The 23,216-nt window shown below is 67.1% G+C and carries 24 protein-coding genes and 1 pseudogene; 10 read left to right on the forward strand and 15 right to left on the reverse strand.

All coding sequences use genetic code 11. The annotated features are described in order from the left end of the window. Nucleotides 1-18: 18 nt before the first annotated feature. A complete protein-coding gene (locus BM013_RS20705; protein ID WP_093129508.1) occupies nucleotides 19-1,074 on the forward strand; it encodes an NAD(P)-dependent alcohol dehydrogenase in 1,056 nt (351 codons plus the stop codon). Between the two features lie 39 nt (nucleotides 1,075-1,113). Here the strand turns inward: BM013_RS20705 and BM013_RS20710 are convergent, their stop codons facing one another. Next, complete coding sequence (locus BM013_RS20710) at nucleotides 1,114-1,473, reverse strand: tetratricopeptide repeat protein (RefSeq protein WP_093129509.1); 360 nt, start codon at nucleotides 1,471-1,473, stop codon at nucleotides 1,114-1,116. Between the two features lie 121 nt (nucleotides 1,474-1,594). On the opposite strand from BM013_RS20710, the gene BM013_RS20715 reads away from it, so the two are divergent. Then, nucleotides 1,595-1,945, forward strand: a complete 351-nt coding sequence (locus tag BM013_RS20715; RefSeq protein ID WP_093129510.1) for a hypothetical protein — start codon at nucleotides 1,595-1,597, stop codon at nucleotides 1,943-1,945. A 358-nt stretch (nucleotides 1,946-2,303) separates the two neighbouring features. On the opposite strand, the pseudogene BM013_RS20720 reads toward BM013_RS20715, so the two are convergent. From BM013_RS20720 to BM013_RS20770, 12 genes and pseudogenes are all read right to left on the reverse strand, one after another. Next, nucleotides 2,304-2,808, reverse strand: a pseudogene (locus BM013_RS20720) (DNA adenine methylase); the annotation flags it as partial. Further along, complete coding sequence (locus BM013_RS41270; RefSeq protein ID WP_177225523.1) at nucleotides 2,805-3,053, reverse strand: hypothetical protein; 249 nt, start codon at nucleotides 3,051-3,053, stop codon at nucleotides 2,805-2,807. The gene BM013_RS41270 and the pseudogene BM013_RS20720, both read right to left, overlap by 4 nt. 50 nt (nucleotides 3,054-3,103) lie before the next feature. Then, nucleotides 3,104-3,568, reverse strand: coding sequence for a GNAT family N-acetyltransferase (locus tag BM013_RS20725; RefSeq protein ID WP_093129511.1), 465 nt, complete (start codon nucleotides 3,566-3,568; stop codon nucleotides 3,104-3,106). A gap of 65 nt (nucleotides 3,569-3,633) precedes the next feature. Then, nucleotides 3,634-4,581 (reverse strand): CobW family GTP-binding protein, encoded by a 948-nt coding sequence (locus BM013_RS20730; protein WP_093129566.1) that lies wholly within the window; start codon nucleotides 4,579-4,581, stop codon nucleotides 3,634-3,636. 2 nt (nucleotides 4,582-4,583) lie between these two features. After that, nucleotides 4,584-6,302 carry an amidohydrolase gene (locus tag BM013_RS20735; protein WP_093129512.1) on the reverse strand — a complete coding sequence of 573 codons (1,719 nt, stop codon included), beginning with the start codon at nucleotides 6,300-6,302 and terminating at the stop codon, nucleotides 4,584-4,586. Next, a complete protein-coding gene (locus BM013_RS20740; protein ID WP_093129513.1) occupies nucleotides 6,299-7,336 on the reverse strand; it encodes an ABC transporter ATP-binding protein in 1,038 nt (345 codons plus the stop codon). Before BM013_RS20740 ends, BM013_RS20735 begins: the two co-directional genes overlap by 4 nt. Then, nucleotides 7,333-8,400 (reverse strand): ABC transporter ATP-binding protein, encoded by a 1,068-nt coding sequence (locus BM013_RS20745; protein ID WP_093129514.1) that lies wholly within the window; start codon nucleotides 8,398-8,400, stop codon nucleotides 7,333-7,335. Before BM013_RS20745 ends, BM013_RS20740 begins: the two co-directional genes overlap by 4 nt. Continuing rightward, the gene (locus BM013_RS20750; RefSeq protein ID WP_093129515.1) at nucleotides 8,400-9,269 is read right to left on the reverse strand and encodes an ABC transporter permease; all 870 of its coding nucleotides are present in this window, start codon (nucleotides 9,267-9,269) and stop codon (nucleotides 8,400-8,402) included. The genes BM013_RS20745 and BM013_RS20750 overlap by 1 nt, the downstream gene beginning before the upstream one ends. 71 nt (nucleotides 9,270-9,340) lie before the next feature. After that, complete coding sequence (locus tag BM013_RS20755; protein WP_093129516.1) at nucleotides 9,341-10,318, reverse strand: ABC transporter permease; 978 nt, start codon at nucleotides 10,316-10,318, stop codon at nucleotides 9,341-9,343. 12 nt (nucleotides 10,319-10,330) lie between these two features. Continuing rightward, nucleotides 10,331-11,938 carry an ABC transporter substrate-binding protein gene (locus tag BM013_RS20760; RefSeq protein ID WP_093129517.1) on the reverse strand — a complete coding sequence of 536 codons (1,608 nt, stop codon included), beginning with the start codon at nucleotides 11,936-11,938 and terminating at the stop codon, nucleotides 10,331-10,333. A gap of 243 nt (nucleotides 11,939-12,181) precedes the next feature. Further along, a complete protein-coding gene (locus tag BM013_RS20765; RefSeq protein WP_256221582.1) occupies nucleotides 12,182-13,666 on the reverse strand; it encodes an NAD(P)/FAD-dependent oxidoreductase in 1,485 nt (494 codons plus the stop codon). Between the two features lie 58 nt (nucleotides 13,667-13,724). Continuing rightward, entirely contained in the window at nucleotides 13,725-14,153 is a 429-nt protein-coding gene (locus tag BM013_RS20770) for a nuclear transport factor 2 family protein (protein ID WP_093129518.1), read from the reverse strand. A 139-nt stretch (nucleotides 14,154-14,292) separates the two neighbouring features. Between BM013_RS20770 and BM013_RS20775 the strand changes: the two genes are divergently transcribed. From BM013_RS20775 to BM013_RS20795, 4 genes are all read left to right on the forward strand, one after another. Then, the gene (locus tag BM013_RS20775; RefSeq protein ID WP_093129519.1) at nucleotides 14,293-15,828 is read left to right on the forward strand and encodes a MocR-like pyridoxine biosynthesis transcription factor PdxR; all 1,536 of its coding nucleotides are present in this window, start codon (nucleotides 14,293-14,295) and stop codon (nucleotides 15,826-15,828) included. 441 nt (nucleotides 15,829-16,269) lie between these two features. Then, nucleotides 16,270-17,277, forward strand: coding sequence for a taurine ABC transporter substrate-binding protein (tauA, locus tag BM013_RS20785; RefSeq protein ID WP_093129520.1), 1,008 nt, complete (start codon nucleotides 16,270-16,272; stop codon nucleotides 17,275-17,277). Between the two features lie 13 nt (nucleotides 17,278-17,290). After that, nucleotides 17,291-18,079 carry a taurine ABC transporter ATP-binding protein gene (locus BM013_RS20790; protein ID WP_093129521.1) on the forward strand — a complete coding sequence of 263 codons (789 nt, stop codon included), beginning with the start codon at nucleotides 17,291-17,293 and terminating at the stop codon, nucleotides 18,077-18,079. Further along, the gene (locus tag BM013_RS20795) at nucleotides 18,072-18,968 is read left to right on the forward strand and encodes an ABC transporter permease subunit (protein WP_093129522.1); all 897 of its coding nucleotides are present in this window, start codon (nucleotides 18,072-18,074) and stop codon (nucleotides 18,966-18,968) included. Before BM013_RS20790 ends, BM013_RS20795 begins: the two co-directional genes overlap by 8 nt. Here BM013_RS20795 and BM013_RS20800 read toward each other — a convergent pair. Further along, complete coding sequence (locus BM013_RS20800) at nucleotides 18,886-19,896, reverse strand: LysR family transcriptional regulator (RefSeq protein WP_093129523.1); 1,011 nt, start codon at nucleotides 19,894-19,896, stop codon at nucleotides 18,886-18,888. The two genes, BM013_RS20795 and BM013_RS20800, sit on opposite strands and share 83 nt — an antisense overlap. Before the next feature lie 354 nt (nucleotides 19,897-20,250). Between BM013_RS20800 and BM013_RS20805 the strand changes: the two genes are divergently transcribed. The 4 genes from BM013_RS20805 (at nucleotide 20,251) to BM013_RS20820 (ending at nucleotide 22,854) form a co-directional block, all read left to right on the forward strand. After that, a complete protein-coding gene (locus BM013_RS20805) occupies nucleotides 20,251-20,538 on the forward strand; it encodes a hypothetical protein (protein WP_177225524.1) in 288 nt (95 codons plus the stop codon). Between the two features lie 291 nt (nucleotides 20,539-20,829). After that, nucleotides 20,830-21,708: an RHS repeat domain-containing protein gene (locus BM013_RS20810; RefSeq protein WP_093129524.1), complete on the forward strand. Its 879-nt coding sequence runs from the start codon at nucleotides 20,830-20,832 to the stop codon at nucleotides 21,706-21,708. Further along, nucleotides 21,686-22,021: a DUF4288 domain-containing protein gene (locus BM013_RS20815; RefSeq protein WP_093129525.1), complete on the forward strand. Its 336-nt coding sequence runs from the start codon at nucleotides 21,686-21,688 to the stop codon at nucleotides 22,019-22,021. The genes BM013_RS20810 and BM013_RS20815 overlap by 23 nt, the downstream gene beginning before the upstream one ends. A gap of 161 nt (nucleotides 22,022-22,182) precedes the next feature. Next, the gene (locus tag BM013_RS20820) at nucleotides 22,183-22,854 is read left to right on the forward strand and encodes an RHS repeat-associated core domain-containing protein (RefSeq protein ID WP_143098312.1); all 672 of its coding nucleotides are present in this window, start codon (nucleotides 22,183-22,185) and stop codon (nucleotides 22,852-22,854) included. 104 nt (nucleotides 22,855-22,958) lie between these two features. On the opposite strand, the gene BM013_RS20825 is transcribed toward BM013_RS20820, so the two are convergent. Next, the coding region (locus tag BM013_RS20825) for a transposase (RefSeq protein WP_143098313.1) at nucleotides 22,959-23,216 on the reverse strand (258 nt) is incomplete at its 5' end.

A 23,216-nucleotide genomic window follows, 5' to 3' on the forward strand; every position in this document is an offset into this window, starting at 1 on the left:
TCTCACCGCACCACCACCATGACCACAGCCCACGCCTACGCGGCCCAGTCCGCCACCACGCCGCTCGCGCCCTTCACCTTCGAGCGCCGCGCGCCCGCCGCGCGCGACGTGGCGATCGACATCCTCTACTGCGGCGTCTGCCACTCCGACCTGCACACCGCGCGCAGCGAATGGGGGCCGGCGGCCTACCCCTGCGTGCCGGGCCACGAGATCGTGGGGCGGGTGCACGCGGTGGGCAGCGAGGTGTCGAAGTTCAAGGTCGGCGACCTCGTGGGCGTCGGCTGCATGGTCGACAGCTGCCAGCACTGCCAGCCTTGCAAGGACGGCCTGGAGCAGTACTGCGACAACGGCATGACCGGCACCTACGACAGCCAGGAACAGGTGTCGCGCGTCAACACGCTCGGCGGCTACTCGGACCACATCGTGGTGTTCGAGAAGTTCGTGCTGAAGATCTCGCACGACGAGAAGCAGCTGGCCGCCGTGGCGCCGCTGCTGTGCGCGGGCATCACCACCTATTCGCCGCTGCGGCAGTGGAAGGCCGGGCCGGGCATGAAGGTGGGCGTGGTCGGCCTGGGCGGGCTCGGCCACATGGGCGTGAAGATTGCCGCGGCCATGGGCGCGCACGTGGTGCTGTTCACCACCTCGCCCGGCAAGAGCGAAGACGCCAGGCGGCTCGGCGCCAAGGAGGTGGTGGTGTCGCGCAACGAGAGCGAGATGGCCGTGCACCGCAACAGCTTCGACCTGATCATCAACACGGTGGCGGTGTCGCACAACCTCGACCCGTTCGTGCAGCTGCTCAAACTCGACGGCACGCTGGTGCTGGTCGGTGCACCGGGCACGCCGCACCCGTCGCCCGGCGTGTTCGGCCTGATCACCAAGCGCCGCCGCATCGCGGGCTCGATGATCGGCGGCATCGCCGAGACGCAGGAGATGCTCGACTTCTGCGCTGCGCACGGCATCGTCTCGGACATCGAGACCATTGCCATGCCGAAGATCAACGAAGCCTACGAACGCATGCTCAAGAGCGACGTGAAGTACCGGTTCGTGATCGACATGGCGACGGTGCAGGGCTGAACGCCATCGGCTGTGGTGGGCCGCGGTCGGCTGTCGGGCTCAATGCGCGGGCGGCGCGGGCGGCGCGGCGGGTCGCAGGCGCCGCAGCCGCACCGTGAGCTCTTTCACCAGCTGCATCTCGCCGCGCCGCTGCGCCACCTCCAGGCCCTTGGCGAACGCGGCCTCGGCCTGGGCCTTGTCGCCGAGCTCCAGCGAGATCAACCCCTGCAGCCGGTGCGCCGCGGTGAAGTCCGCATCGAAGGCCAGGGCCTTTGCAAGATGCAACAGGGCGGTCTGCGGATCGTCCCGGCGGTGATGGGCCAGCGCGAGGCTCATGCGCAGCAGCGCGCCGTCGCGGCCCGCGGCCAGCAGGCGTTCGAGGGCGTCGGGGGAGGGGCCGGGCGCGGTGGGCGTGCTCATGGGTCTGTCCTTTGCTGGAATTTGTCAAAGCATAGTCTTTGACATTTGCAGTTGCAGTTCACGCCGGGAATCTCCTTTCGTCCTACGTGGGCCGGCCGTGGCTTCCCCAAGCATGGGTGCAATGCGTAAATTGATTGTCTTGACGACGCTGGGGTGGGGCGCGGCCTGCGCCTTCGCACCCCTCGTGCATGCGGAACCGGTGAAGGTGCCGGTGGAAACCAACGAGAAGGGCACGTACTACGTCGCCCCCAACGTCAACTCCACGGAAGACTCGGCCTACACCACGGGTGGGATCGTCGGTGTCGAGCGCAAGGACGGCAGCGGCGGCTACATCGGTACCGACACCTCCCTGCAGCGGCCCACGTATTCGCTGGGCGCCAGCACGGGCGGCAACGTGTCGTTCATGGGTGGCGTGTCGTCGGACGGCAAGAACAACAACGGCGTGAAGGCCGGCGTGAAGATCCGGTACTGAGGGCCGGCGCCGGGCCGCTTTCCTGGTCGTTCCTGAAGCGCGCCGCGACAAGTCCGGCTCTGTGCATGTGATAAATCGGGTTGCCCTTCGTTGCACAGCTCGAAATGGAATTACGCCATTTGCACCGCTGCTCAAAGTGGGCCTGCGATGGCTGACGGCTGGCTGTGTTTTCGTTCGGACAACTCACGGCGGCCGATTCACCCGCACCCGAAAATCCTGGTCGACACCTTGGCCCAGCCTTCGAAGATCAACTAGAAACTCAGGGACGGTGCGACGGGAGTACGGCTTTGGAAGCCTGCCGGTTACTCCGCCGTTGCGCAGGTGCTGAATCGCATTTTCTAAGCGATGGCACCACTCGATAGCGGTCGATGCAGGTGGTGGCCCAGGCCCAGTCGAGCTGCTCGATGTAGGCGCTGGCCAGGCGCAGATGGGCCGCGCTGAGGTTCTCCTCGATGCGCAGCAGGTTGATGGCCGGTGCCGTGGTGGCCGTGCCCAGGTCTGGCCCTGGACTCGGCCGCCGAAGGCCTGCTGCTGCAGGTAGAAGAAGCGCGCCGCGCGCTGCACGTCCGTCAGCACCTCGGGCGGGGTGGCCTGGGTCCACTTGAAGATCTGCCGGCTCGACAGCGCGTATTTGAACTGCCGAACGAACTCCTCCACGTGGTGCTTCACGACCCGGTACAGGTTGACCAGGCCGCCGTGACGTCGTTGATCACTTCGACCTCGGCGGGGTGCCGAAGGAAGTACCGGGCAGCGCCCCCGGCGAACACCTTCACGTAGCACGAATGCGGCGGGAAGCGGCCAAGCAGCAGGTCAGCCAGGCGGCGCTTGCCTCCCAGCCAGGGAATGATGGGTGATGACCTCATGAGGCACTCTTTCGATTGAAAGGCGCTCTGGGCGCTGCCGGCACGGCGCCAGCGGTGCCGCCGCGCACGCTCCGACGCCCCACGCCCTGGGCGGTGCCGAACACGTACACCGCCTCCCACTGCTGCTGCTCGTCTGCCTCGTAGTCGCCGGCCGCGAGCGCGGCGCTGGCCTGCGCGGTGCGCGGCCAGGGCTGGAGCCTCGGTCTCGTGAGCTTCAGCGGGCACACCAGCCTGGCGGCGGGCATCGTCTTCGGAGCGCTCGTCGTGCACGCGCGCTTCAGGTCCGCGCGTTGATTCAGACCAGCGTGCCGTACACGATGAAGCCGTCGTGCGTCGCCACCTTGTCGTACAGCGCGCGCCCGGCCGTGTTGGTCACCTGCGTCTGCCAGTACACGCGGTGGCCGCCGGCCTGCTTCACGCGCTCATAGACGCCTTCGATCAGCTGCCGCCCCACGCCGCGCCCGCGCTCCGACGGCAGCGTGAACAGGTCCTGCAGGTAGCACGTGGGCTCGATGCGCGTGGTGCTGCGGTGGTACAGGTAGTGGGTCAGGCCGACCAGTTGCCCGTCGCGCTCGGCAACCAGCGCGTGCATCGGTTCGTAGGCATCGAAGAAGCGCTGCCACGTGGCCTGCGTGATCTCGCCGGGCAGGGCGGTCGGGCCCTCGCGGCCGTAGAAGGCGTTGTAGCCGTCCCAAAGCGGCTTCCATGCCGCGAAGTCGTCCGCCACCGGTGGGCGGATCAGGAGTGTGGAAGTCGTCATGCGTCTGCAGCCTGCGCGTTGAAGGGAAAACGCGCGATTGCAACATGACTCGGGCCGCCTCGAGATCAGGGCACGAAGAAATCCTTGAGTGCAGCGTCGGGCAACCGGCCGCGCAGGCCGATGGCGACCACGCCGGCACGCGCATCGCCCGCCGGCGCCGATGCCTTGCGCAGGCTGCCGTGGCGGCCCGCGAACTGCACCTCCGACCAATCGCTTTCGCCGGTGCGCAACAGGCCCTTGAGCCGCAGCACGCCCGGTGGCACTTCGCGCAGCCAGGCGCGCAAGGTGGCCGCGGGAATGACGGCATCGGGCTGCGCGCTCCATGTCTCGAACAGCGCGCCGTGGTCGGGCGCAGCATGGCCATGGTGGCCATGGTGATCGTGGCAGCCAGGTCCGCACACGTGCGGCGCGGCATCCGCATGCGGCACGCCCGACAGCAACGCCAGCGGCACCGCCGATTCGGTGGTCTCGATGCATGGCGTGCCGGGCGCCGTCGCCTCGACCCATGCCAACGCCCCGGCCAGCGCATCGGCCGTCGCCAGGTCTGCCTTGTTCACCACCACCAGGTCGGCCGACTTCAGCTGCCGCACCAGCGTGTCGGCCAGCAGCGGGTCTTTCGCCTGCTGCGCCACCGCGCTCGCATCCACCAGCACGATCACGCCTTCCAGGCTCAGCTCCGGCGCCGCCATGCCGATCTGCGCAATGCGCCACGGGTCCGACACGCCGCTGGCTTCGATCACCACCGCGTCGAACGGCGTCTTCGCGTCGATCACCTCCACCAGCGCGCGTCCCAGGTCGTCGCCGATCTGGCAGCACACGCAGCCGTTGGTCAGCGCGGTGGTGTCGCCGTGCGTGGCGGCGATCAGCTCGGCGTCGATGTTGAGCGCGCCGAAGTCGTTCACCAGCACCGCCATGCGCAGGCCGTTGGCCTCGCGCAGCCAGCGGTTGAGCAGCGTGGTCTTGCCCGCGCCCAGGAAGCCGCCGATCACGGTGAGCGGCAGGCGCTTCTTCAGGGTCACGCGGTCTGTCCCCGCTGCGCCTCGAACACGCGGCCCGACAGCACGGTGCCCCACACGCGCGCGTCCTTCAGCGCCATCGGGTCCATCTCGAGCGGGTCGTCTTCCAGCACGCAGAAGTCGGCGCGCTTGCCGCACTCGATGCTGCCGACCTCGCCGTCGAGCTTCAGCGTCCAGGCCGCGCCCAGCGTGATGGCGCGCAGCGCCTGCGCCACGGTGATGCGCTCGGCCTCGCCCAGCAGCCGGCCCTTGGGCGTCACGCGGTTCACCGCGCACCAGGCCGTGAACAGCGGGCCCAGCGGCGTGACGGGCGCGTCGGAGTGAATGGCCAGCGGCACGCCCGCGGCCAGCGCGCTGCCGCAGGCGTCGAGCCGGTTGGCGCGGTCGGGGCCCATGGTCATTTCGTAATGCTGGTCGCCCCAGTACCAGATGTGGTTGGCGAAAAGGTTGGCGCACAGGCCCAGCTGGGCCATGCGGCGGAACAGCGGCGCGTCGATCATCTGGCCGTGCTGCAGCGTGTGGCGGTGGTCGGGCCGCGGCGCGCGCGTGAGCACGCGCTCGATGGCGTCGATGGCCACCTCGCTGGCCTCGTCGCCGTTGGTGTGCGTATGGATGGTGAGGCCCGCGCGGTGGTAGGTCTCGAAGTCGGTCTCGTACTGCGCGGGCGCGGTCACCCAGATGCCGTTGGGCGCGCCGTTGAAATGCCCCGGCCAGCGCAGCCGCGCCGAGAAGCCCTGGATGGAGCCGTCGAGCATCATCTTCACCAGCCCGTAGCGCAGGCGGTCGGTGTTGCGCGGCATCAGCGCCTTCACGTGCTCGGCACCCTGCGCCGCACCGTGCGTGCCGTGGAAGGCCTGGAACGCGGGGAGGATGCGCACGCCGAAAGCGTCGTCGGCCGTCGTCTTCTCGAGCACGCCGCAGTCCTCGGGCGTGAGCTTGTTGACGAGGTCGGTCGCCGTGGTCACGCCCTGCAGGCAGGCCAGCTTGGCGAACGAGCGCACGCCCGCCTCGGTCATCGGCGCCAGCAGGCCGGCGTTGCCGATCTTGCGCAGCACCAGGAACATGGCGGCCGGTTCCTGCAGTTCGCCGGTGGGCTCGCCTTCGCTCGCAGCGCCCTCGGCGAACTTGACCACGCCCTCCACCTCGTTGTCGCGCGTGATCTGCGCAATGCTCAGCATCGCGCTGTTCACGTTCATCAGGTGCCCGTTGGCATGGCCGATGACGATGGGCCGCGTGGCGCTCGCGCGGTCGACGTGCCGAACCGTCATGCGCTCGCCGCCGAAGTAGATCGGGTCGAAGCCCCAGGCGATGAGCGGCACGGTGTCGGGCACGCCGTCGGCCATCATCTGCGCGGCCACGTCGCTCAGGCGCGACACCACCTCGTCCATCGAGCGCAGGCCGCTCCACACCTTGCCCGCGGGGTCGCGGCGGTCGAACCAGCCGAGGTATGTCCAGTCCCACATGCTGCCTTCCTTCAGGTGGCAGTGGCCTTCGACCAACCCGGGCATCAGCACCTTGGCGGCAAAGCGCTCGTCCAGCGTGAACTGGCCCCAGGCCTGCATGTCCGCCAGCGAACCGACGGCCAGCACGCGGCCGTCGCGCACCGCCACGTGGGTGGCGTGCGGCTGCATGGGGTTCATGGTGATGATCTTGCGGGCGGTGTAGACCGTGGTGCTCGCGGCGGTGTTGGTGTTGGTTGGGGTCTTGTTTGGGCTCATGGCGACTCTGGAATCGAAAGAGGCGGGCGCGGCAGGCCGTCGACAAGCTCGACGCGCCTGCAGCGTACCCAGTGATCGGGCGCGACCTCGCGCAGCGGCGGCAGCTCGGCCGCGCAGGCCGGCTCCGCCACCGGGCAGCGGCCGGCAAAGCGGCAGCCCTTGGGCGGGTCGATGGGGCTCGGCGGGTCGCCGCTGAGCTTGATGCGGTTCGCCGCGCGCCTGCGTCCGCCGCTCACGGTGGGCACGGCCGACATCAGCGCCACGCTGTACGGATGCAGCGGCCGCGCGAAGAAGCTGCGCCGCGGCGCGCGCTCCACGATCTGGCCGAGGTACATCACCGCGATGTCGTCGCAGATGTGTTCCACCACCGCCATGTCGTGCGAGATGAACAGGTAGGTCAGCCCCAGCTCGCGCTGCAGCCGGGCCAGCAGGTTCAGTATCTGCGCGCGAATGGCAATGTCCAGTGCCGACACCGGCTCGTCGCACACCACCAGCTCGGGGTTGGTGGCCAGCGCCCGCGCGATGTTGATGCGCTGGCGCTGCCCGCCCGAGAACTGGTGCGGAAACAGGTGCTGCTGCTCGGGCCGCAGGCCCACCGCCTCGAACAGCTCGGCCACGCGGCGCGTGCGCTCGTCCGGCGTTCCCACGCGCATCAGGTCCAGCGGCGCGCGCACGGCGGCGCCCGCGCGCTCGCGCGGGTTCAGCGAGGAGAACGGGTCCTGGAAGATGATCTGCATGCGCGTGCGCGCCTGGCGCAAGGCCTCGCCCTGCAGCGCGCCCAGGTCGGTGTCGCCCAGCCGCATGCGCCCCGAGGTCACGGGCGCGAGCCGCATCACCGCCAGCGCGGTGGTGGTCTTGCCCGAGCCTGATTCGCCGACCACCGCCAGCGTGCTGCCGCGGCGCACCTCGAACGAGACGCCGTCCACCGCCTTCACCACCTCGGGCGTGCGGCCCCAGCCGGCCCTGCCGCGCGGAAAGTGCACCTTCAGGTCGTCGACCGCCAGCAGCGTGTCGGTCTTGCCGATGAACGTCATGCGGCCTCCTTTTGGCGTTGGCCGTGCGCGTCCAGCGCCTCGGCATGCAGCCAGCAGGCCGCGCCGTGCGGCAGGCCGGGCGCCACCTGGCCGTGCACCGCGAACATCGGCGGCACCTCTTCGGCGCAGCGCGCCATGGCGCGCGGGCAGCGCTCGCGAAAGGCGCAGCCCGTGCCCAGCTCCCAGATGGAAGGCACCACGCCGGCAATTTCCGCCAGGTCTTCGCGCGCGTCGCCGTCCCAGGCCGCGCTGCTGCCGAGTTCGGGCAGGCAGTCGATCAGCCCGCGCGTGTACGGGTGGCCCGGCTCGGACAGCACCTGCTCGGTGGTGCCTTGCTCGATCACGCGGCCCGCGTACATCACCATCACGCGGTCGGCCATCTCGGCCACCGCGCCCATGTCGTGCGTGATGAGCATGATGGCCGTGCCCTTCTCGCGCTGCAGGTCGCGCAGCAGGTCGAAGATCTGCGCCTGCACCGTCACGTCGAGCGCGGTGGTGGGCTCGTCGGCAATCAATATGTCGGGCCGGCAGGCCAGCGCCATGGCGATCATCACGCGCTGGCGCATGCCGCCGGAGAGCTGGTGCGGGTACTCGTCCACGCGCCGCTCGGGCGCCGGAATGCCCACCTGCCGCAGCATCTCGATGGCGCGCTGGCGCGCCGCGTGCGCGTTCATGCCGGCATGCAGCTGCAGCGATTCGCCGATCTGGTCGCCCACCGTGAACACCGGGTTCAGCGAGGTCATCGGCTCCTGGAAGATCATCGAGATGCGGTTGCCGCGCACCTCGCGCATGCGCGCGTCGGTGGCCTGCACCAGGTCTTCGCCCTGGAACAGCACGCGGCCGTCGCGAATGCGCCCCGGCGGCGACGGAATCAGCCGCAGCAGCGCCAGCGCCGTCATGCTCTTGCCGCAGCCCGACTCGCCGACCACGCACAGCGTTTCGCCGGCGCGGATCTCGAAGTCGACGCCGTTGAGCACCAGCGCCTGGCCGCGGCGGGTCTTGAACTCGACGTGCAGGTCCTGCACGCGCAGAAGCGCTTCGTTGGTTGCATGGGTCGCGGCCATCAGCGTTCCCTCAGCTTGGGGTTGAGGGCATCGTTCAGCCCGTCGCCGATGAGGCTGACGGCCAGCACGGTGATGAAGATGGCCACGCCCGGAAAGGCCACGGCCCACCAGCACGACAGCACATACTGCCGGCTCGAACCGATCATCAGGCCCCAGCTCATCTGGTTCGGGTCGCCCAGCCCGAGGAACGACAGGCCGGCCTCGAACAGGATGGCCGCGCCGATGGCCAGCGTGGCCGACACCACCAGCGGCGGCAGCGCGTTCGGCAGGATCACCTTCCAGATGATGCGGGCGTCGCGCGCGCCGATGGCCCGCTCGGCGCGCACGAACTCCAGTCCGCGGTACTTCATGAACTCGGCGCGCGTGAGCCGCGCGGTGCCGGTCCAGCTCACGATGCCGATGGCCAGCGTCACCGTCACCAGCGTGGGCGAGAACAGCGTCACCACCACCATCGCGAACAGCAGCGCGGGCAGCACCTGGAAGAACTCGGTGAGCTTCATCAGCGCCGCATCGACCTTGCCGCCGTAGTAGCCCGCGAAGGCCCCGAGCGTGATGCCGATCACCACCGACAGCAGCGCGGCCACCGCGCCCACCAGCAGCGTGGCGCGCCCGCCGTAGATCAGCGCGGTGAGCACGTCGCGGCCCAGGTAGTCGCTGCCGAGCCAGGCGTCCTCGCTGAAGGGCGGGGTGAGCGGCGCGGCCTTGATCTCGAACGGGTCGGCCGGGTAGAGCCAGGGCCCGGCAATGGCCACCAGCAGCACCGCCAGCAGCATCACCATGCCGGCGATGGCGGCGGGGTTGCGCAGGAACATGCGCATCGCCTCCATGCCGGGGTGCTCGACGCGCACGGCGCGCGCTGTGGGTGGCATGGGTGCCGTAGGCAACCTGGCTTTGGCCTTGGAAGATGCAGCAGCAACAGGGGGCATCGTGATCACCTTGCTCATGAGGCCTTGATCCGTGGGTCGATGAAGCGATAGCACAGGTCGGTGAGCTGGTTCATCACCACCACCACGACCGACGAGAACAGCAGCACGCCCAGGATGGTCGGGTAGTCGCGCCGCAGCACCGACTCGAAGGCCAGCCGGCCGAGGCCCGGCCAGTTGAACACCGTCTCCACCAGGATGGCGCCGGCCAGCACGTTGCCGAACTGCAGCCCCAGCACCGTGACCACCGGCAGCAGCGCGTTGCGCAGCGCGTGCTTGTAGAGCACCACGCGGTCGGCCAGGCCCTTGGCGCGCGCGGTGCGGATGAAATCCGAGCCCAGCACGTCGAGCATCGAAGAGCGCGCGAGCCGGCTGTACTGCGCCAGGTACACCAGGCTCAGCGTGAGCGTGGGCAGCACCAGGTGGTGCGCCACGTCGAGCATGTCGGCCAGGCCGCCGGTGCCGGACGAGTCGATGGCGCGCATGCCCGCCACCGGCAGGATGGGAAACACCGACGCCAGCAGGATCACCAGCATGATCCCCAGCCAGAACACCGGCGCCGCGAAGCCCACCAGCGACAGCACCGTGATGAACTGCGACAGCCAGCCGTTCGGCTTGCGCGACGACAGCACGCCCAGCGCGGTGCCCACGAAGAACGCCAGCAGCACCGAGCTCAGCACCAGCAGCAGCGTGGCGGGCACGCGCTCGGCAATCATGCTCGTCACCGGCAGGTTGAAGAAGTACGAGTAGCCCAGGTCGCCCTGCGCCACCTTGCCCAGGTAGATGCCCAGCTGCACCGGCAGCGACTTGTCCAGCCCGTACTGCGTGCGCAGCTGCGCCATGAGTTCGGGCGACATGCCGCCGCTGGCGCCGGCAATGGTTTCCACCGGGTCGCCCGGCGCGGCGTGCACGAGCACGAAATTCAGCACCACCACCGCGAGCACCAGGCCCAGGGCCTGGAGCAGTCGCGAGGCGGCATAACGCAGCGTGGCCATGAGCTGCCCGCCTTACTTGAGGTACACCTCGTCCAGCGGCGACAGCGGCCCCCAGATGGTGGTCGGCACGTTGCCCACCTTCTTGCTGGTGATGGTGTGGTACGGCACCTGGTTGATGAACTCGATGGGCAGCTCGTCGGTCACGATCTTCTGGAACGTGGCGTAGTAGGCCTTGCGCTGCGTCGGGTCGGTCAGGCTGCCGGCGGTATTGAGCAGCTCGTCGACCTTCGGGTTCGCGTACGACTGCGTGTTGGTCCAGACGATCGGCTTGATGTTGGTCGACAGGTAGGTGCGGTGCACGCCGATGATCGGGTCGCCCCAGTTGAACACAGCGTCCATCGACATGTCGAAGTCGTGCGTGGCCAGGCGCTTGGCCCAGGCCGGGAAGTCGGCCGAGGCGCGCACCTCCACGGTGATGCCCACCTTCTTGAGCTGCCCGCGGATGTACTCCGCCACGTTCTTCTGCTGGTCGTCGCCGCCGGGCAGGTAATCGATGGTGAGCTTGAAGCGCTCCCCGCCCACACCCCCCGCACCGGCCTTGTAGCCCGCGGCGTCCAGCATCTCGCCGGCCTTCTTCAGGTCCAGCGGGTAGCGCACCAGGTCGGTCACGGCAAACGGGCTGCTGGCCACCAGCGGACCGTCGGACACCGTGGCAAAGCCGCCCATCAGCGCCTTGGTGATGAAGTTCTTGTCGATGGACGTGGCAATGGCCTTGCGCACCTGCACGTCCGACAGCGGCTTCTTCGCGGTGTTGAAGGCCAGCCAGTTGAGCGGGCCGATGCCGTCGTAGCCCTTGGGCGTGAGCGACACCTTGGGGTCGTTGGCCAGGCGCTTCAGGTCGGTGGGCAGCGTGGCAAAGGGCAGCATCTGCACGTCGCCGCGCTCCAGGCCCAGCACCAGGCTGGCCATGTCGGGCGTGACGTTGAAGATCACCTTGTCGAGGTAGGGCTTGTTGGGCAGGAAGAACTTGTCGAAGCGCTCCAGCACGATGCGCTGCGAGGGCTTGAACTCGGTCACACGGAACGGGCCGGAGCCGATCACGTCGGTGCTGTTGCGCGGGTGGTTCTTCAGGTCCTGCCCGTCGCCGTAGATGTGCTTGGGAAGAATGGGGCACAGCGCGGGCGACATCGCCAGCACGATGGCCGGGTGCGGCACGCTCATGCGGATGACGGCGGTCTGCGCGTCGGGCGTGTCCACCTTCTCGACCGGGCCCATCATGGTGGCGAAGGGGTGGTTGGCCTTGATGGCCATGATCGAGAAGGCCACGTCGGCCGAGGTGACGGGCTTGCCGTCATGGAACACCGCGTCCTTGCGCAGCTTGAGCGTGAGCGACCTGGCGTCGTCGGCCAGCTTCCACGACTCCGCCAGGTAGGGCTGCGGGTTCCACTTGTCGTCGAAGCGCAGCGGGCTGGCGAACACCTGCGTGGAGGGCATGGCGGTGGCAATGCCCGACTGCACCGCGCCGTTCAAATGCCGCGGCGTCTGCGTGCTGCCGATGACCAGCGTGCCGCCGCGCTTGGGCTCGTCGGCCGCGAAGCTCGGCAGCGGGAGCAGGGTGCCCGCCGCCGCGAAGGTGGCGGAGAGCAGGGTGGTGCGGCGCGTGAAAACGGGAAGCGACATGGCAGGACCTCGGAGAGTTCGACACAGGCAATCGGGATTCGGTGCGCATCGGCATGCGGCACCTTGGTGTCGAAGATAGGTGCTTGCGGCCCGCTGGCGAAGAGCCAACGCGGCGCGAGTCACAGGGCCAGAGGGGGCGGGTTTGCCCCGTTGTGCGGCGGGGTGGTGCGCCACTTCGGGGAATGCCTTGGGGAATGCCCGCGGAAGGTGCTTGCGCGGTGCCTTCCCCGATGCACGAAAACGCTACTTCTCGTCCCGCAGCCAGTACCACTTGTAGAGCATGCGCTGCCCCACGCGCCGGAACGGCGCGAACGCGCGCGACTCCACCAGCCCCAGCACGTTGGGAAACGGCAGCGGCGAGCCGTAGATGGGCAGCTCGAACACGTCCTTGCCCGTGTCCTTGCCGGCCACGCGCTCGGCCAGCCGCTTGCCCGCCCAGGTGGAGAACGACACGCCGTTGCCGCCGTAGCCCACCGCGTACCAGACCTTCTTGTCGGCCTCGGGCTGCGTGATGCGCGGCATCATGTCGTGGCTCATGTCGACCCAGCCCCACCACGAGTAGTCGATGCGGATGCCCGCCAGCGGCGGGAACTTGCGCGCAATGGCGTCCGTCAGCAGCTTCAGGTGCACCGGGTGCTCGGCGTCGGCGCCGCTCACCGAGCTGCGGCTGCCGATCTGCAGCCGGTTGCCCTTGAGCAGCCGGTAATAGAAGCGCAGCGTGCGCGTGTCGGTCAGGAAGGTCTGCGACTTGAAGTTGGTGGCCTGCAGCTCGGCGTCGGTCAGCGGGCGCGTGACCACCGAGTTCGACAGGATCGGCATGATCCGGTTCTTCAGCAGCGGGCTCAGCGCCTGCCCCGTGTAGCCGCCGGTGCACACCGCCACGCGGCGCGCGCGCACCACGCCGGCCGGTGTCTGCAGATGGTGCACGCCGTCCACCGTGTGCCAGCCCTGCACCGGGCTCGAGGTGTGCACCGTCACGCCGAGCGCGCGGGCGCGCTGCATCAGCCCGAAGGTGAACTTCAGCGGGTGGATGCCGATGCCCTCGGCCTCGAACATCGCGCCCACCGTCTCGCGCTCGTCGCAGTAGCCTTCGTGCACCTCTTCGGCGCTCATCATCCGCGTGGCGTAGCCGAACTTCTCGCGCATGAGCTGCGCCTCGGCCGCGAGCACCGGCAGCTTCTCGCGCCGGTGCGCCAGGTAGAGGTGGCCGCCGTCGAAGGCGTCGCAGTCGATCTGGCGCGTGAGCTCGCGAAAATTCTCGAAGCCGCTGCGGATCTCGGCGTCGAGCTGCTTGGCGGTGTCCATGCCCCAGCGCTGGATCCATTGCGAGCGCTTCAGGCGCCCGCTCGCGTTCTGGCCCTGCCCGCCGCTGCGGCTGGAGCAGCCCCACGCGGCCTGGTTGGCTTCGAGCACCGTGGCGCGAATGCCGTGTTCCTGCGCGAGGTACAGCGCGGTCGACATGCCGGTGGCGCCCGAGCCGATGATGGCCACGTCGACATCGATGTCGCGCACCAGCGGGCCGTCGTCCTCCGGCGGCTCGCCGGCGCTGGCCACCCACCAGGTGGGCGCGTAGGCGCGGCCCGCGCCGGGGTCGGGCGCGTGCAGCGGGTCGTACTGCGGGTCGTAGGGCCGAAACGGCGCCTGGTGCGACGGGGATGGCTGCTGGAGCGATGCGCTGTCGATGGCCGCGCTCGCGGTGGCGAACGGCACGGTGCCTGTCATGGTCATGAAGGGCTCCAAGAGAGGAAGAGAAAGGCCGGGCTGTGCGGGTTGTGCGCGCCGGGGCTTACTTGGCGGCGGGCAGGTTGGGGCGGGCCTTGCGGAACACGTTCTTCAGGTGGATCTTGTCGCCCCTGAAGGTGAACACGTCGATGCCGTCGGTCTCGATGCGGCTGCCGTCGGCGGCGGTGCCGGTGAAGGTCCACTGCGAGGTGCCGAAGTCGCCGTGCACGAAGTGCTGGCCGTTCACCCACTGCGCGTCGGGCACGGCGGCCCACGCGGTGGCGAAGGCCTTGCGCACCGCCTCGGTGCCCACGTGGCGCGTGCCGCAGGCGTCAGGGCCGGCGGCGGTCTGGAAGATGCAGTCGGCGGTCATGAAGCTCATGAGGGCGTCGATGTCGTGGCGGTTCCAGGCGTCGCTGAAGGCGGCGAGGGTGTCGGTGGTCACCGAGGTAGAGGAAGAGGAAGACGAGGAAGAGAAAGAAGAGGCGGTCACGCGGAAGCTCCGGAAATTGATGGGGCAAGCGTAGGCAGCCCGCTGGCCGCGCGATAGGGCCAGTTGCGGGGATTCGACCGAGCCAGAACGCAACCGGAACGTGAAGAACGGCGCGCGCTGCCCTAAACTGCGGCGCACCATGCCCAACCCGCGAGCCACCCAATGGGCGCAGCTCTTTGCGCTGCCCGACCAGCCGGCGTTGCCCCTGCAGGCCCGTTTGCGGTCTGCCGTGGTGCAGGCCATTCTTGAAGAACACCTGAGCCCGGGGGCGCCGCTGCCTTCGTCGCGTGAGCTCGCCGCGTTGCTGGGGTTGAGCCGCAACACCGTCACCTCGGCCTATCTGCAACTGATCGACGAAGGATTTCTTGAAGCGCGTCCGCGCAGCGGGGTGTTCGTGGCGCGCAATGCGCGGCCGGTCTCCGCCGTGCACGCGGAGCCGCTGGTGGGGCGCAGCGGGCAGGCGAGCCAGCCGCCCGACTGGTCGGGGCGCGTGCTGCGCTCGCTGCTCGACAAGCCCACGCTGTCCAAGCCCGACCGGTGGCGCGACTACCCCTACCCCTTTGTCTACGGCAACTACGACCCGCAGCTGTTTCCCACCGAAGACTTTCGCGAGTGCTGCGCGCGCAGCCTGGCGCGCTCGCAGCTGCCGCACTGGACGCCGGACTTCGAGACCGACGACGTGCCCGACCTCATCGAGCAGATACGCACGCGGCTGCTGCCCAAGCGCGGCGTGTTCGCGCTGAAGGAAGAGATCCTGGTGACGATGGGCGCGCAGCATGCCTACTACCTGCTGGCCGAGGCGCTGTTCGACGAGCAGACGCGCGTGGGCCTGGAGGAGCCGGGGCACCCGCATGCGCGCAACAGCTTCTCGCTGCGCCAACCCAAGTGGGTCGAGGTGGATGTGGACGAAGACGGGCTGGTGGTCGACGCACTGCCGGCCGCGGACTACCTGTTCGTGACGCCTTCGCACCAGAGCCCGACCACGGCCACCTTGAGCCTGGAGCGGCGCCAGTGGCTGCTGCGCAAGGCGGAGCTGCAGGACTTCGTGATCATCGAGGACGACTACGAGGCGGAGAACCTGTACGAAGGCACGCCGATGCCTGCGCTCAAGAGCCTGGACAAGACGGGGCGGGTGATCTACGTGGGGTCGGTGTCGAAGAGCTTGTCGCCCGCGCTGCGGCTGGGCTTCATCGTGGCGCCGCGTGCACTGATCAAGGAACTGCGCGTCATTCGGCATGCGATGGTGCGGCACCCGAGTGCTTTCCTGCAGCACGCCTATGCGCTGTTTCTTTCGCTGGGGCACCACGAGTCGCATGCGCGGCGGGTGAACCATGCGATGCAGGAACGGCTGGCCCTGGCGGCACAGGCGCTGCGTGACCATCTGCCCGACTTCGAGTTTCGGCTGCCTTCCGGCGGGGCCTCCATCTGGGTGCAGGCGCCTACCTGGGTGGATGCGACCGAGCTGTCGTTGATGGCGCGCAACCATGGGGTGCTGATCGAGGCGGGGGACGTGTTTTTTGCGCGGCCTCCTTATCCTTGTCCGTTCTTTCGGCTGCGCTTGTCTTCCATTGCTGCGGCGCAGATTCCTGCGGGGATTCGGGCTTTGGGGATGGCTGTGGAAGAGCTGGCTTTGGCGCGTGGCGAGAAGAGGCCTGCTGGCGGTCGGACGCACTGAATCTTTTGACTTTTCGGGGCCGGGACTCGCCCCGGCAGGCGACCTGCTTTTCTTTGCTTCGCCAAAGAAAAGTAGGCAAAAGAAAGGCGACCCCACTGCCCGCGTCCCTCCGCGTCCCTCCGCGTCCCTGCGCTTCGCTGCGGGCAACCCGCGGTGCTCACGTTTCGCGGGGCCCCACCCAAACTCGCTGCGCTCGGACAAGCGTGGGCCCTGATCCGCGAAACGCTCCGCTCCTCGGCGCGGCCAGAAGGGAGGGGGAACCGGTCGGGCCATTGCTTCGCTCGGCTTGAGACTTTGCGGCGCACCTCACGCGTGCGCGACGCACCAGAACGAGGGTAAGTCCCCATCCACTGGCTCCACGGCCATGCGGTGGCTGGTACTTCCTGGCTGGAGGGGATCGGTGCAAAGTCGCCCCCGAGATTCAACCTCCAGGAGAAAACGATGACCATGAACCGACGTCTTTCCCTCCAGTGCGCAGCCCTCGTGGCGGCATTCACGCTCGGCGGTGCCGCGCTCGCGCAAACCAAGGAAGTCACCTTCGCCCACCAGGACATGCTGGTGCCGCTGCGGCTGGTGATGGAGTCCGGCGAGGTCGAGAAGGCCACGGGCTACAAGATCAACTGGCGCATGTTCTCCGGCGGCGGCGACGTGATCCGCGCAATGGCTTCGGGCGACGTGCAGATGGGCGAAACCGGCTCCAGCCCGTTGACGGCCGCGGCCAGCCAGGGGCAGGACATCAAGCTGTTCTGGATCTCCGCCGACATCGCCAACGCCGAGGCACTGATCGCGCGCAACGCGTCGGGCATCAACAGCATGAAGGACCTGGCCGGCAAGAAGGTGGCCACACCCTTCGTGTCGACCGCGCACTACCAGCTCATGGCCGGCATGAAGATGGACGGCGTCGACCCCAAGAGCGTGAACGTGATGAACATGCGCCCGCCGGAAATCGCGGCCGCCTGGGAGCGCGGCGACATCGACGCCACGTTCATCTGGGACCCGGTGCTCTCCAAGATCAAGGCCAACGGCAAGACCATTGCCACGTCGGGCAGCATCGGCAAGCGCGGCGCGCCCACGTTCGAAGGCATCGTGGTCAACGCCAAGTGGGCCGCGGCCAACGAGCCGTTCATGGTCGCCTTCGTGAAGGCGCTGAACCGCGCCAACGAAGAGTACAAGGCCTCCGGCAAGAGCTGGACGCCCGACTCGCCGCAGACCAAGGCCATGGCCAAGTGGACCAAGGCCGACCCGAAGGACGTGTCGGCCGCCATGTCGCTCTACACCTTCCCCACCATGGCCGAGCAGGTCTCGCCGGCCTGGCTGGGCGGCGGCGCGGCAAAGGCCATGGCCAACACGGCCGCGTTCCTGAAGGAGCAGGGCCGCGTGCAGGAGGTCAAGCCCGACTACAGCGCCTTCGTGACGACGGCCTACGTCGACAAGGCGATGGGCAAGTGAACGGGGGCCACGCATGCCCACGCTCGACATTCGCGACCTGACGGTCAACTACGCCGTCAAGGGCGGCACGCTGCAGGCGCTGGCGCCGGTGAACCTCACCATGCGAGACGGAGATTTCGTCGTGGCGCTCGGCGCCTCGGGCTGCGGCAAGACCACGCTGCTCAACAGCATCGCGGGCTTCCTGCCGCCTTCCACCGGCGAGATCCTGCTCGACGGCAAGCCCGTGGCCGGCCCGGGTGCCGACCGCGGCGTGGTGTTCCAGAAGCACGCGCTCATGCCCTGGCTCAACGTGCGCGACAACGTGGCGCTCGGCCTGCGGCTGGCCGGCGTCGGCAAGGCCGAGCGCGACCGCGTTGCCGAAGAGAAGCTCAACCTCGTCGGCCTGCAGAAGTACGCCGACCGCGCGGTGTACGAACTCTCGGGCGGCATGCAGCAGCGCGTGGGCATTGCGCGCGCGCTGGCCAGCGACCCGGCCGTGCTGCTCATGGACGAACCCATGGGCGCGCTCGACGCGTTCACGCGCGAACAGGTGCAGGAGATTCTTCTGCAGGCCTGGTCCAAGTCCAACAAGATGGTGTTCTTCATCACCCACTCGGTGGAAGAGGCGCTGTTCCTGGCCACCCGGCTGATCGTGATGAGCCCGAGCCCGGGGCGCATCTCGCATGTGTACGACAACGTGCCGTTCTCTCGGCAGTTCCTGTCGCACGGCGATTCGCGCAAGGTGAAGTCGGAGCCCGAGTTCATCCGCATGCGTGAAGAAGTGCTGTCGATCATTCACCATCGCGAGGCCGCCCATGCCTGACGTCACCATCGCATCGCCCGTCGCCGTCATGACGCCTCCTTCCAAGCCCGCCGCGCCGACACCTGCAGCTGCTTCGCCGGCCCCCGGCACCAAGCTCAAGACCAGCGCCTTCAAGGTGCCGGGCGAAGGCTCCAGCGTGACCATCAGCGTGGTCACCGTGGTGGCGCTGGTGGCGCTGTGGTTCATCGTGACCAACATGGGCTGGGTCAAGCCGCTGTTCCTGCCCACGCCGCAGGCCGTGTTCCAGCAGTTCTACGAATACCTCACGGGGCAGGCCAACGACAAGCCGCTGTGGCAGCACTTCCTGGCGAGCATGTTCCGCGTGTTCTCGGCCTTTTTGCTGGCTTGCGTCACGGCCATTCCGGTGGGCATTGCCATGGGCATGAGCCGCTTCTGGCGCGGCATCTTCGACCCGCCGCTGGAGTTCTACCGGCCGCTGCCGCCGCTGGCGTACCTGCCGCTCATCATCATCTGGTTCGGCATCGACGAGCTGCCCAAGGTGCTGCTGATCTTCCTGAGCTGCTTTGCGCCGCTGGCGCTGGCCGCGCGCTCGGGCATGCGCAGCGCGTCGCAGGAGCAGATCAACGCCGCGTACTCCATGGGCGCGAGCTACATGCAGGTCATTCGCCACGTCATCTTGCCTTCGGCCCTGCCCGACATATTGGTGGGCATGCGCATTGCCATCGGCTTCGGCTGGACCACGCTGGTGGCCGCCGAGATGGTGGCGGCCAACATGGGGCTGGGTCAGATGGTGCTGAACGCGTCGAACTTCCTGCGCACCGACATCGTCATCATGGGCATCATCGTCATTGGCGTGGTGGCGTATCTGTTCGACCTGCTGATGCGGTGGCTCGAAAGACGGCTTGTTCCCTGGAAAGGGCGCATGTAGGCGGCGCCACCGGCTGGGCGGCGGGCATCACCTGCGGGAACTCGCCGTTCGGCCCCGTCGACTGCTCCAGGAAGTCGAGCATCGCGCGCATCGCGGCGCTGTTGTGCCGGCGCTGCGAGTACGCGGCATACAGCCAGTGCTCGTGCGGCATGTGCTCGCGCAGCACCGGCACCAGTGCGCCGCGTTCCAGGTGCGACTGCGCCAGCGGCTCCGGCACATAGGCCACGCCCACGCCGCGCAGCGCCAGCTCGATCAGCGCAATCGCGTCGTTGGCTTCCATGCGGCTGTGCACCGCCACGTCGTGCGGCTGGCCGTTGGTCTCGAAGGGCAGGTGCGTGGTGGGCTGCGCCGAGTAGCTCAGCACCTCGTGCTTGGCCAGGTCGTCGGGCACCTGCGGAATGCCGCGCTGCGCCCAGTAGCCGGGCGACGCGCACACCACCATGTCGAACTGCACCAGCCGCCGCACGATCAGGTTCATGTCGTCGATGCGCCCGCCGGTCAGGTGGATGTCGATGCCTTCCTCGATCAGGTCGAGGTTCTCGTTGGTGAACATGAGGCTCACGTACACCTCGGGGTAGCGCTTGATGAACTCCGCGATCACGTCTGACAGCCAGCCCGCAATGAGCCCGTGCGGCGCGCTCATGCGCAGCCGCCCGCGCGGATGCGAGCCGTGGGCCTGCAGGTCGTTCAGCGTGTTCTCGGCCATCGTCACCAGCTCGGTGCTGCGCTCCAGCAGCACCTGGCCGGCGTCGGTCAGGCTCAGCGAGCGGGTGGAGCGGTTCAGCAGGCGCACCCCGCTGCGGGTTTCCAACTCGGCCACGTAGCGGCTCACCGTGGCTTTCGACATGCCCAGCGAAATCGCCGCGCGGGAGAAGCTGCGCCGGAACGCGACTTCGCGGAAGGTTTTGATGAGGTCGAGGCCGTCCATAAGTGGGCGGATTGTTCCAGCTTCCGGATTCGGGGTTTTTTGCGGGGGCATCGGCGGCATTTGCGCCCTGCGAGAGCGGATACCTGCGTGGCTATACTGCGGCCGTCACGTCAAAAAGAGGCGTGATCGGGATTGGCGTCCCGTGTAACCCGCTGCGACGCAAGCCGCAGATTTCTTCGCAGAGACTCTGCGGCTTTGTCGTTCGTGCCTCCTTTTAGGCGGCTCGAGCAGGGAGCCGCAAGGCTCGCCGGTTCGCGCAAGCGGGTTCCCGGTACGCCAACCTGTTCGAGCTGCCGCCTCCAATTGGCGTTGGGTGCGGTGGTTTTGGCAAACCGAACCCCTTGGAGGCCATTCATGGCTCACGTTCCCCCGTTCCCCGAATCTCCTGAATCCGCCAGCGCGGAATCGCTTGCGCTGCAGGCGTGTGATGACGTCGAGAGTCTTCGCGTGGTGCAGCGCGCGGTTGCGTGCATCGAGAAGCTCATTGCGCCGCAACGTGTGAACGACGCGGAGGAGGTTTATCCGAGTCGGACGGAACTGGGGGCGCTGATGGGGGTGGTGAATGACGATTTGCTGCGGCGGATTGAGGTGGCGGATGCGACGGTTCGGGCGCTGCATTCGGTCTTGGGAACTGAGGCCTGACTGGCGCGAAATGGAACTTTGAAAGTCGTAAAGAGGGGCAGGCCGCTCCCGATACAGCGGAGCAAACCACGCGCCTCGGCAAACTACTTCACTGTCTGCGGGTAGTTCTGGAGGTCGTCACTGTCTAAATTGGGCCAAAGAGAGTGGTTTAAGCCGGAGCTCGGTTTGTGGTGTGACTGACTCTCGTTGACTCAGTGTTGTGAGCTTGGCTCGTGGCAAGCATCGACGAATGCCCTTCCGGAAACCGTCGGTAGCACCCTCGAAAAAGACTCGCCGCCAAACCCGGGGTTCATGCAGAGCTTGATCGCATTCTTCACGAAGCGGTGGAGCCCGAGCACGACGCAGGCGGAGCAACTGGGCTACGCCTACACCTATGACGAGCAGGGCAGCTTGATCGCGCAGGTGGGCAGCGGGGGGACGAACAGCGCGGGACAGGCGCAGTACATCTACCTGCCCACGGCCAACGGGCCGATGCCTATTGCGGCGGTGATCGACGGCGCCACGTACGCGGTGCACAGCGATCACCTGAACACGCCGCGCAAACTCACGAATTCGGATGGGCAGGCGGTCTGGCAGTGGAGCTACAGCGCGTTCGGGGAAGACAAGCCGACGATTGCAAAGAACCGGTTTGCGAATCTAGAGACGACGCCGAATCCGGGCACAGCCAATATTTCGGAGGTGAAGTTCAACCTGAGGTATCCGGGGCAATATGCGGATGAGGAGTCGGGGCTGTTCTACAACTACTTCAGGAGCTACAACGCGACCACCGGGCGGTACAGTCAGCCTGATCCCATCGGCTTGGATGGAGGGTGGAACCGGTTCGGGTACGTAGACCAGAATCCGTTGAGCTTCACTGATCCACTCGGGCTGCAAACCACCGTTGACGCGGCTATTCGGAACGCGCTCGGGAAGGGGGACATTGCTGAACTGGAGACTTTGCTGGAAGCCGCCAATCCATCGCAGGCCGCAACCATTCGCAGTGGAATCGAAAAATTTGGTTCACGCGCGACGGACTGGATTGGAAAGAACTGTAGGGGTTCAATCAACCGCGAGTTCCCGGGAGAACTCCGAGAAAAGACGCTGAAGGAAATCATGGACCAGTCGAAGTCGGGTGATAGCGTCGCGAAAAAAGCTTGGAAGTTACTAAATGACAACCGATTCAAAAAATGATCTCTTCGCTGTTAATGTACTCTTTCACTCATTGAGAAACGGGGAACTATGTCCCGAAAATCTGTGGGAGGAATCAATCGTCTTGATTGAAGCCTCCTCGGCGGAAGAGGCTTTGAGAAAGGCCACGGAGTTGGTTAGAGATAAAAAGATCTCGTACAAAGCGGAAAATGGCGATCAATTGGACTGGGAGTTTTCTCGGGTGGTTCAAGCGTTCCAAATTGACGCTCAGCAATTGATGAACGGCACGGAGTTGTTCTCGCGCCATCTGCGCACGTCAGAGGTGGAAAGTCTCCTAAAGCCATTTGACGATTGAGGGCTCGCGCCGGGCGTCCAGTTAACCGCTCCTGTAGAACAGGGGTCAGATTCCAATTCTTTTGCCACCGCAGGTCGTCTCACTGCCATTGAGTTCACGGCGCGAGCAACACCAGCGTCGCCTACGGCTACAACGCCAACGGCGATCTGGTGAACGATGGCTTGCGCACCTACACCTACGACGCCGAAGGGCGGCTGGCCGCGGCGACGACCGGCGCAACGGATGTCAGCTCGACCACGCGCTACGCGCACAACGCGTTGGGGCAGCGGGTGTTCGAGACGGAGCCGCTGTATCCGCCGGCGCAGGGGGATGAGAGCAACCCGACCTTCATGCAGAGCTTGATTGCGTTCTTCACGAAGCTGTGGAGTCCCTCGACCAGCCAGGCCGAGCAGTTGGGCTATGCCTACACATACGACGAGCAGGGCACCTTGATTGCGGAGGTGGGCAGTGGGGGGACGAACAGTGCGGGGCAGAGTCGGTACATCTACCTGCCCACGGCCAACGGACCGATGCCGATCGCGGCAGTGATCAATGGCGCCACCTACGCCATTCACAGTGACCACCTGAACACGCCACGCAAGCTGACGAACGCGAACGGCCAGGCGGTCTGGCAGTGGAGCTACAGCGCGTTCGGGGAAGACAAGCCGACGGTTGTGAAGAACCGGTTTGCGAATCTGGAGGCGACACCGAACCCGGGTACGACCAACGTCTCCGAAGTGAAGTTCAATCTGAGGTATCCGGGGCAGTATGCGGATGAGAAGTCGGGGTTGTTCTACAACGGGTACAGAACCTACGTTCCGACTCTTGGACGGTACACGCAAGGGAAGGTCTGAACAGGTCATCAATCGGCGCGTGATGAAGGTCAATGGCGTGCACGGAAATGGATCGCCCCGCCAGATGCCCCGAATCGGCGAGGTCTGCCCCTGATCCAGCGCACTCACGCTGTTTGCAGACGCACCTGTCCCATCATCGCCATCAATTTCTTGCGCGCCATCCACAGGTTGGACAGCGCAAACAGCGTGATCACATGCGCCGTGTTCTTGGCCAGTCCCTTGAACCTCACCTTCGCGAGACCGAACTGGCGCTTGATCACGCGGAACGGATGCTCCACCTTTGCCCGCACGCTGGCCTTCTCATATTCGTTCTTGCGTGCTCTGGCCTTGGCGCGTCCCTCGGGCATCTTCGCGATGTCGCT

Source organism: Variovorax sp. OK605 (assembly GCF_900115445.1).
In the GTDB taxonomy this organism is placed as follows: Bacteria; Pseudomonadota; Gammaproteobacteria; order Burkholderiales; family Burkholderiaceae_C; genus Variovorax.

Coding starts and splice junctions, on each gene's coding strand:
- BM013_RS20805 (WP_177225524.1), top strand. CDS start 20,251: ATGGCTCACGTTCCCCCGTTCCCCGAATCTCCTGAATCCGCCAGCGCG.
- BM013_RS20815 (WP_093129525.1), top strand. CDS start 21,686: ATGACAACCGATTCAAAAAATGATCTCTTCGCTGTTAATGTACTCTTT.
- BM013_RS20800 (WP_093129523.1), bottom strand. CDS start 19,896: ATGGACGGCCTCGACCTCATCAAAACCTTCCGCGAAGTCGCGTTCCGG.
- BM013_RS20710 (WP_093129509.1), bottom strand. CDS start 1,473: ATGAGCACGCCCACCGCGCCCGGCCCCTCCCCCGACGCCCTCGAACGC.
- BM013_RS20715 (WP_093129510.1), top strand. CDS start 1,595: ATGCGTAAATTGATTGTCTTGACGACGCTGGGGTGGGGCGCGGCCTGC.
- tauA (WP_093129520.1), top strand. CDS start 16,270: ATGACCATGAACCGACGTCTTTCCCTCCAGTGCGCAGCCCTCGTGGCG.
- BM013_RS20760 (WP_093129517.1), bottom strand. CDS start 11,938: ATGTCGCTTCCCGTTTTCACGCGCCGCACCACCCTGCTCTCCGCCACC.
- BM013_RS20765 (WP_256221582.1), bottom strand. CDS start 13,666: ATGACCATGACAGGCACCGTGCCGTTCGCCACCGCGAGCGCGGCCATC.
- BM013_RS20750 (WP_093129515.1), bottom strand. CDS start 9,269: ATGCCACCCACAGCGCGCGCCGTGCGCGTCGAGCACCCCGGCATGGAG.
- BM013_RS20790 (WP_093129521.1), top strand. CDS start 17,291: ATGCCCACGCTCGACATTCGCGACCTGACGGTCAACTACGCCGTCAAG.
- BM013_RS20745 (WP_093129514.1), bottom strand. CDS start 8,400: ATGGCCGCGACCCATGCAACCAACGAAGCGCTTCTGCGCGTGCAGGAC.
- BM013_RS20775 (WP_093129519.1), top strand. CDS start 14,293: ATGCCCAACCCGCGAGCCACCCAATGGGCGCAGCTCTTTGCGCTGCCC.
- BM013_RS20795 (WP_093129522.1), top strand. CDS start 18,072: ATGCCTGACGTCACCATCGCATCGCCCGTCGCCGTCATGACGCCTCCT.
- BM013_RS20725 (WP_093129511.1), bottom strand. CDS start 3,568: ATGACGACTTCCACACTCCTGATCCGCCCACCGGTGGCGGACGACTTC.
- BM013_RS20735 (WP_093129512.1), bottom strand. CDS start 6,302: ATGAGCCCAAACAAGACCCCAACCAACACCAACACCGCCGCGAGCACC.
- BM013_RS20740 (WP_093129513.1), bottom strand. CDS start 7,336: ATGACGTTCATCGGCAAGACCGACACGCTGCTGGCGGTCGACGACCTG.
- BM013_RS41270 (WP_177225523.1), bottom strand. CDS start 3,053: ATGCCCGCCGCCAGGCTGGTGTGCCCGCTGAAGCTCACGAGACCGAGG.
- BM013_RS20705 (WP_093129508.1), top strand. CDS start 19: ATGACCACAGCCCACGCCTACGCGGCCCAGTCCGCCACCACGCCGCTC.
- BM013_RS20810 (WP_093129524.1), top strand. CDS start 20,830: ATGCAGAGCTTGATCGCATTCTTCACGAAGCGGTGGAGCCCGAGCACG.
- BM013_RS20755 (WP_093129516.1), bottom strand. CDS start 10,318: ATGGCCACGCTGCGTTATGCCGCCTCGCGACTGCTCCAGGCCCTGGGC.